Below are 7,965 nucleotides of genomic sequence, written 5' to 3'. Positions count from 1 at the left end.
GGATCTCGAAGAAGTCGTCCGCGTCGACGAGGTGCCGGATCACGTCCCGCATGTCATAAGGCTTGTTTGGATCCTCCGGCACCAGAGCATCAAGCTCGTCGCCGTCGTGCGCATCTTCTACCTCTTCCCGCGGCACCCGCGGGGGGTCCTCCTCGCAGTTCTGCGGGAGGTAGCTCATGAGTCGTCGGATCCGGCGGAGGCAGTCCACGTCGTTGTCGCAGGTGACGTGGCTCACCCCGCTCTTGGTGGCGTGGGTGCGCGCCCCGCCCAGGTCGTTGGCCGTCACCTCCTCCTGCGTGACCGTCTTCACCACGTTGGGCCCGGTCACAAACATATAGCTGGAGTCCTCCACCATGAACGTGAAGTCGGTAATGGCCGGGCTGTAGACCGCCCCTCCGGCGCACGGCCCCATGATGGCGGAGATCTGCGGGACGACGCCCGAGGCCTCCGTGTTGAGCTTAAAGATGTCCGCGTAGCCCCCGAGGGATTTGACGCCCTCCTGGATGCGCGCGCCGCCGGAGTCGTTGAGGCCGATGACGGGCGCTCCGTTCTCCAGCGCCTTCTCCATCACATTCACGATCTTGTCCGCGTGCGCCCGGCCCAGCGAGCCGCCGTAGACGGTAAAGTCCTGACTGAAGACGTAGACGAGGCGCCCGTGGATGGTGCCGTAGCCGGTGACCACGCCGTCGCCGGGCGGACGGTTCTCGTCGAGATCGAAGTTGGTCTCCTGGTGGCGGACGAACGTGCCCAGCTCTTCGAACGAGTCGTCGTCCAGGAGAATGTCGAGCCGCTCGCGGGCCGTCAGCTTGTCCTTCTCGTGCTGGCGCTCGATGCGCGCCTCCCCGCCCCCTTTCGCGGCCTCGGCGCGGCGGCGCTGTAGGCCTTCGTACAACTCGCGATGAGTGGCAGACGCATCCTCGGATTCACTCATGTGATGGTGCGGTGATTGTGCTTGGCAGAACGCGACGGAGGACGTACGACCGGGATCGACGGACTTTGCCCGCTCCTGTTACGTCTTTGTTTCGTTTGCGGATGGGTGCGAGAAGACGCCCTCGTGTCATTGGGGCGCAATGTTCAGGCAGAAGATACAGCCTGTGTTCTTCGACCTCAAAACCAACACGCCCATCTCGCTATGCAACTCCGCCAATCTCTCTCTTCATTGCGTCGCTGGGGGGCCGGCCTCGGCGTCGGCCTTCTCGCCTTCGCACTCATCCTCACGGGGTGCGACAGCGACAGCGGCATGGACGACCCCCCTGAGCCCGAGCCAGCCACCACGATCACCGACGTCGTCACCAGCACCGATGATTTGAGCACCCTCGCTGATGTGCTGAGTGACGACCAGGCCGAGGCACTAGACGATACAAGCACCACCTTCACGGTATTCGCACCATCCAACACTGCCTTCGAACCCTACGACTTCAGTGGACGCGAAGGCCTTGTGGCTCCCGTGGTCAACTACCACGTTGTGCAGGGCGCGGCCGTGACCTCCGACCAACTCTCGGACGGAGACACCTTCACGACCCTCCAGGGCGACCAGATTGAAGTGACCCTCGAGGATGGAAATGTCTTCGTCGAGGGCGCTCAGGTGACCACGCCGGACGTAGAGGCCGACAATGGCGTCGCCCACGTCATCGACGACGTGCTCTTGACCAACCGCACGGCCGGCGAGCGACTGCAGGTTACCAGCGCCACGGAGTCGCTCTTCCAGGCCGTCGACAACGCCGGCTTGGCCTCCGCGTTCAACAGTCCTGACAACGTCTGGACAACGTTCGCCCCGGAGAATGAGGCGTTCGAAAACGCCGACCTGAGCGGCTTCAGCGACTCGGAGATCCAGGAAATTCTGCAGTACCACACGCTTGATGGCGTAACGGACTCCGGAGCACTGCTGCAGCTGCTGGCGGACAACGGCGGTGAGGTGAGCGTCCCGACCAACCAGGGCGAAGACGTCACGGTCACGGAGCAGGGCGATGGCTCCGTCGTATTCAACGGCGGTCAGGCGACGCTCAACCTCGACCGGGTGGACCAGCGTGCCAGCAACGGCATCATCCACCAGATCGACGGGCTGCTAATTCCGCCCAGCCTGGCCGAGCCGACCGTCGCCGGCATCGTGGCCAACAACGACGACTTCTCGACGCTGAACACTGCGCTCGACGCAACCGGACTGGACGCGACGCTGGATGATCGGGCCGCGACCTTCACGGCCTTCGCCCCGGCCGACGCCTCGTTTGCACCCTATAATGTCGACTTTCTGATCGACAACCCGATGTTGCTGGAAGAGGTGCTCGGCTTCCACGTAGTTCAGGGCGCTGCGGCCTTCGCCGATGACCTAAGCGATGGCGATACGTTTACCACGGTCCAGGGCGATGACGTGGAAATCACCATCGACGGTGGCAACATCTTCGTTGAGGGCGCGCAGGTAACGACTGCGGACGTGGAGGCGGCCAACGGCGTCGTACACGTCGTCGATGACGTGCTGCTCACCAACCGCGACGCCGTGGAGCGGGCCACCGTGACAAGCGACTTCAGCATCCTGGCTGATCTGGTGGACACGGCCAACCTGGCCGATGCACTCAGCGGGCCGGGTCCCGACGGCGAGGATGGCATCACGGTCTTCGCCCCGACGAATCAGGCCTTCCTGGAGGCCCTCGACGCCAACGACAACGGCGAGATCGATGACAGCGAGATCCCGAGCAATGCGGCGGATATTCTCAAGTATCACGTCCTGGACGACGTCTTCTTCGCAGCCGACGTGCCGACGACAGAGACGGCCCTGCCCACACTCGAAGGCTCGGACGCAACTGTTGTACGCAGCGGCAGCGACGTCGCCATCAACCCGAACAGTGAGAACGCGAGTGTCATTGCACCGGACGTGGAGGCGTCGAACGGAGTGATCCACGGCATCGACACTGTCCTCCAGATTCCATAGGGCAACCGGGCCTCTGTGGGGATTTTTGCAATCCGCACTGTGGAAACACCGTCCCCGTTCGGACCTTCTTTCACCACGCCGGGCCCCTTCCAGTACGGGAGCGGGCCCGGCGTTTTTTTGCTCTCGGGGCCAGGACTCGATGAGCCCGAAAAGTAAAACCATCCTTGGGACGCCGATCGGAGATCTGTGGCACGCTTTCCGCCCCCCGTCGGTCTGACTGGCTCAACGGGCAGGCGAAGCATTCTTCGTAGCGGCCGACGCCAACCGTCTTTCACCTTATCTTCTTGGAATTGAAGGTATGTACACTGGGTTTTTCCGTTGCAGCCCGTGTCTCTTGGATGTTGTGTAGAAATTTGCACAGCGGTAACCCTGTCTGTACGACGAGGGGAATAGGCCGGGGGCCGTCCCTGACCGAAGAACTTCTCTCGTGTCCCGGCGCCCCAAGATCGAGATGCTCTATGTCGTGTGTCTTAACCAATGGACGATGCTCCCGCCCCCGAATCGTCACCCGGGTCTCCGGTTCAGGGACCCGCATCGGCGGCCCCATCCCTCGACGTTTTGCGTGCCCGCCTCGCGAATGACGACACGGAGGCGTTCGAGGCGATTTTTCGGCGCCTGTCGGAGCCCGTATTTCGGTACGTGTGCGGGATGGTGTCGGACGAGTCTCTGGCCCACGACCTCACGCAGGATACCTTCGCCAAGCTGTGGACGGCCCGCGATCGGATGGCCTCGGTCGACTCGCTCCGTGCCTACGTTTTCCGGATGGCCCGCAACCGTGTGTACAACCAGCAGCGGGACGCGCGGACGCGTCGCAAGAACCGGGACCAGCTGCGGGAGGCAGCCCTGCACGGGTCGCCCCCCGCCCCGGACCAGGCCCTCGACGCCGACCTCCTCCGGGATCATCTCCAGGACTGGATTGAAAATCTTCCCGATCGGCAACGAGAGGCGCTCACGCTCCGACGCCAGCAGGACCTGGGGCACGATGAGATTGCGGACCTCATGGACATTGCCCCAAGCACCGTTAACAACCACATTGCCCGGGCCCTGAAGCAGCTCCGGGAACGCCTCCACGAGCATCGCTCCGACCTGCGCTCTTGACTCGTTTTTTCTCCCTCTCCCTGCTCGTCCCGCGAGCCCATGGACAACGACACCTCCCCCCTTCCCCCAGACCTCCGCCCGCCCGACGCGGATGCGGAGCAGGACTACGAGCGGATCTGGGCGGCCCTCCACCGGACCGATGAGGCACGGGCCTCCGAATACGACGTAGACGCCGAGTGGACGCAACTGGCTGATCGCCTGGATCTTGAGGGAGACGCCCCTTCGGCGCCCGAGAAACCGACGACCGACCGGCCGGCCCGCCCGCCCGATCAACGAAAGGACGCCCGCCCGTCGCGTTACGCCCGAAGGCTGGCGACCGCAGTGCTCGTGTTGTGCGCCGTGGCGGCAGGAGCCTGGTGGTGGCAGCAGCCCGTCTCGGTCACGACGGCGGCGGGCGAGCGGACGACGGTCACGTTCCCAGACGGGTCGACGGCAGAGGTTAACGGCGCCACCACGCTCTCTTACAATCGGGGCTTTCAGTCCTTCCCGTTCGTGCCCGCATCACGACGCCGCGTGCGGCTGACCGGAGAGGCCTTCTTCGATGTCGACAACGCGGAGCGCCCGTTCCACGTCGTCACGCCCAACGCCCGCATCGAGGTGCTGGGCACGACGTTCGACGTGCGTGCACGGACGGACGACGACACCCCCGAAACAACCGTCGCCCTTTCGTCGGGACGGGTACGCCTGACGCCGACAGCAGCTGCGACGTCTTCCCGTTCGGGCGTCACCCTCTCCGAAACCGGGCACACGAGCCGGGTCGTAGCGGACCAGGCGCCTACCTCGCCCGAGACGATCGATCTTAAGTACGCACGAGCGTGGCGGGACGGCGGATTTGCCATTCGGGACGCCGCACTCCCCACCGTCCTCGCAGAGCTCGAACGCCGGTTCGGCGTGCCTCTTTCCTTCCGGGCGGACCCCTCGGAGACGACCCCAATGACGCTGCACTACGCAGCGGAAGCCCAGGTCGAAGAGGTGCTCCGCGACATCTGCGTGATTCAGGGCCTCTCGTACCGCGAAACGAGCCAGGGATACGAACTTGTTCGCGACTGACACCATGCCCCTTTCGTCCCCTTCGCCCACTCATGGGCTCTTCCTGCGGAACGTGTTCGTCGTGGCCGGCGCGGTGCTATTGTTTTGTGTAGGCCTGTTTTGTGTAGGCCCGTCTCTCGGCCACGCTCAGTCCCCCGGGGAGAGCATGGAAGGGTATACAATGACGCTCCGCGACGCACCCCTCGAGACAGCCCTGCAGCGGCTCGTGGCGCGCACCGGAATCGACCTCGCCTACTCCACCACGCTCGTAGAGGGCCGCCGCGTCTACTGTCAGCGGCGCGACGCCCCGGTCGAGGCCCTGCTCCGGTGTCTACTGAACGGGACGGGCGTCGACTACCTCCGCACCGCCAGTGGCAGTTACCTCCTCGTCGAGTCCCTGGAGGCCCCGGCCCCCACCGGACGCATCGCCGGCTCGGTCGTGGATGCCACCACAGGGGAGCCCCTCCCCGACGCGAATGTGCTGCTGGCCGACGCCGAAACCGGCACCGCGACCGACGCCGCGGGCCAGTTTGCCGTGGCCCCCGTGCGGACGGGCCGCCATCGCCTCGTCGTGACCTACGTCGGCTACACCACGGCCATCGACAGCGTGCGCGTGCCTCCGGGTGGGCGCGACACCGTCCGTGTGGCCCTCGCCCGCGATGTCTTGGAAACGGACCCAATCATCGTGGACGGCCTGCAGCGACGCCTCCCGTCCGCCGGGCTCGGGGCAAGCACGGTGGACGCGGCGGCCCTGCAGGAGCCGGCGGGGCAGGGGACGCCGGACGTGCTGCGACGGGTGGGGCAGCGCGTCGGCGTCTCGTTGAACCGGCCGCTCGCGGAGGTGCACGTGCAGGGCGGGAACAACGGGGAGCACGTTACCCTGCTCGACGGAGTGCCGGTCCGCAAGCCTGTGAGCGTCGGGCGACTGCTCAGCGCCTTCAGTCCGCAGGCGCTGGAGCGGGTAACGGTGCACAAGGCCGGCTTCGGCGCGTCTCACGGCAGCTACACCGCCGGCGTGCTGGACGCCACCCATGACCTGTCGCGCTCAACCGGCCGCTACGCCGCCGGAGCCGCTGATCTCCTCAGCGTGAACGGCCGGCTCGATACGGATTGGGGCGGTTCGGACACACAGGACGGACGCGTAATGGCGGCGGGCCGAACGAGCGTGTGGCCCCTGTATCAGGCCCCCTCTCTCCGCACCCTTTTGGACGCCCGCACGGCCCTGGACCGTCCCCTGGCTCCCTCATGGACCGACGAACCGGTCGCCGGCCCCACTGCGTCCCTGTACCAGCATCGGGCCCCACGCGTGGAATTCTCGGACGTGCACGGGGCCGTGCGGCAGTCCATCTCCCCCTTCGAGCAGGTGTACGTCTCGGGCTACCACGGGCGCACTCGCCTGGGGACCGACGTGGCAACCGTCGTGTCCGGCAGCGAGGCACAGGACCGCGTACTTCTCTCACAGGATCGCTACGACTGGACCAACACGGCCCTGCAGGGCCGCTACGAGTGGATGGCCAGCAGCCGGGTCACCGGCACGGCCCAGGTGTGGGGCAGCTGGCACGACGCCCATACCTTCTACGGCTTTCGCGACTCCACGCGGCGCTCCCTTACCGCGGACCCACCGCCGTCGTTTGCCGCTCGAACCGGCCCTCACGCGGGAGAGGGCAACGCAATTCGGGAGTGGGGGGGCCGCGTTACGGCGGACGTGAGCGTGGCCCCCAGTACCCACATCCGGGCCGGCGTGTCTCCCCAGCGCCTGCACGGGCGGTTTCGCGTGCGCAACCGATACCTGGGCGAACTGTCCCACGAAACGAGCACGTGGCAGGTGGGCAGCTACCTGGAAGCCGAAACAGCGCCGGGCCCTCACCTGACGGCAACGGCCGGGACGCGCCTCACGTACCTCCCGGCTCGGCGCACCGTCTACGCCGAACCTCGGCTCAGTCTGCGGTACGACCGAGCCTCCACCCCGCTGGGGGACCTGGCCGTTCGGCTTGCGGGCGGGTTGTACCGGCAGTACGTCATGCAATCGGAAATCAGCAGCACCGGCCCCACATCCGTCGTGCCCTCGGTCCAGTTCTGGCTTCCATTGGGCCCAACCATCGCACCCCCACGCGCCTATCACACTGCCGGAACGCTTCTCCTCGCCCCCACCGCCCACTGGAGCGCCCGCCTCGAAACTTACGTCAAGTGGCAACCGCGCACCCTGCACGTCGATTACGACGGGCTGGTGCGTCCCCCGAACGGCCCCGTCGCCCGCCGCGCGATCAACGACCAGTCTGTGTTCATGGAGGCGGGCCGCGGACGGGCCTACGGGGTTGCTCTTCAAATCCAGCGCGACGGCGACCGGGTCTCCGGGCGCACGAGCCTGGCCTGGAGCCGCACCACACGCCGCTACCCGGGCCGATTTGAGGGCCGGTCGGTCCCGGCCCCGTGGTCCCAGCCAATCCGCTTGACCACCGACCTCGACGTGTCGCTCACCGAGGGGCTTGAGGCCCACGCGCACTGGCAGGGGACCTGGGGGCGGCCCTGGGCCCTTCGGCGGGCCTATTACGACTATCTTGCCCACACGGAAGACGTGCAGGATTTCGCCCCGTACGACCTTCGCCGTCCTGGCGATCAGGTCCTCGCCCCGTTCTCGCGAATCGATCTTGGCCTCACGGCACAAACGACCTTCCGATCCCTCACGGCAGAGGCCCGGCTCAACCTTGTGAACGTACTCGATCGCCACAACGCATTCGATTGGAGCCTCGACCCCACCGGCTCTCGGCCAACCCCCGTCCGCCGCACCCTGCCAGGACGTCGCGCGTCTCTCCTGCTAGAACTGCGATACTGACCCTCGGCAGGCCCCCTCACATCTCCTGCGGTGCCTCATCCGTTGCCGCACCGACGACGGCACCGGCCCTATCGGAACG

The 7,965-nt window shown here is 66.2% G+C and carries 5 protein-coding genes; 4 read left to right on the top strand and 1 reads right to left on the bottom strand.

Annotation, left to right across the window (positions count from 1 at the left end):
* The coding region (locus V5A20_RS11965; protein ID WP_332327425.1) for an acyl-CoA carboxylase subunit beta at positions 1-931 on the bottom strand (931 nt) is incomplete at its 3' end.
* Between the two features lie 201 nt (positions 932-1,132).
* Between V5A20_RS11965 and V5A20_RS11960 the strand changes: the two genes are divergently transcribed.
* From V5A20_RS11960 to V5A20_RS11945, 4 genes are all read left to right on the top strand, one after another.
* The gene (locus V5A20_RS11960; protein ID WP_332316682.1) at positions 1,133-2,926 is read left to right on the top strand and encodes a fasciclin domain-containing protein; all 1,794 of its coding nucleotides are present in this window, start codon (positions 1,133-1,135) and stop codon (positions 2,924-2,926) included.
* A gap of 558 nt (positions 2,927-3,484) precedes the next feature.
* Positions 3,485-4,024: an RNA polymerase sigma factor gene (locus tag V5A20_RS11955; protein WP_332316681.1), complete on the top strand. Its 540-nt coding sequence runs from the start codon at positions 3,485-3,487 to the stop codon at positions 4,022-4,024.
* Positions 4,025-4,063: 39 nt separating this feature from the next.
* Entirely contained in the window at positions 4,064-5,074 is a 1,011-nt protein-coding gene (locus V5A20_RS11950; RefSeq protein ID WP_332316680.1) for a FecR family protein, read from the top strand.
* A 145-nt stretch (positions 5,075-5,219) separates the two neighbouring features.
* Positions 5,220-7,886 carry a carboxypeptidase-like regulatory domain-containing protein gene (locus tag V5A20_RS11945; RefSeq protein WP_332316679.1) on the top strand — a complete coding sequence of 889 codons (2,667 nt, stop codon included), beginning with the start codon at positions 5,220-5,222 and terminating at the stop codon, positions 7,884-7,886.
* Positions 7,887-7,965: the final 79 nt, after the last annotated feature.

Source organism: Salinibacter sp., assembly GCF_036626415.1.
Lineage (GTDB): Bacteria > Bacteroidota > Rhodothermia > Rhodothermales > Salinibacteraceae > Salinibacter.
This window is presented reverse-complemented; position numbering and strand designations above follow the sequence as displayed.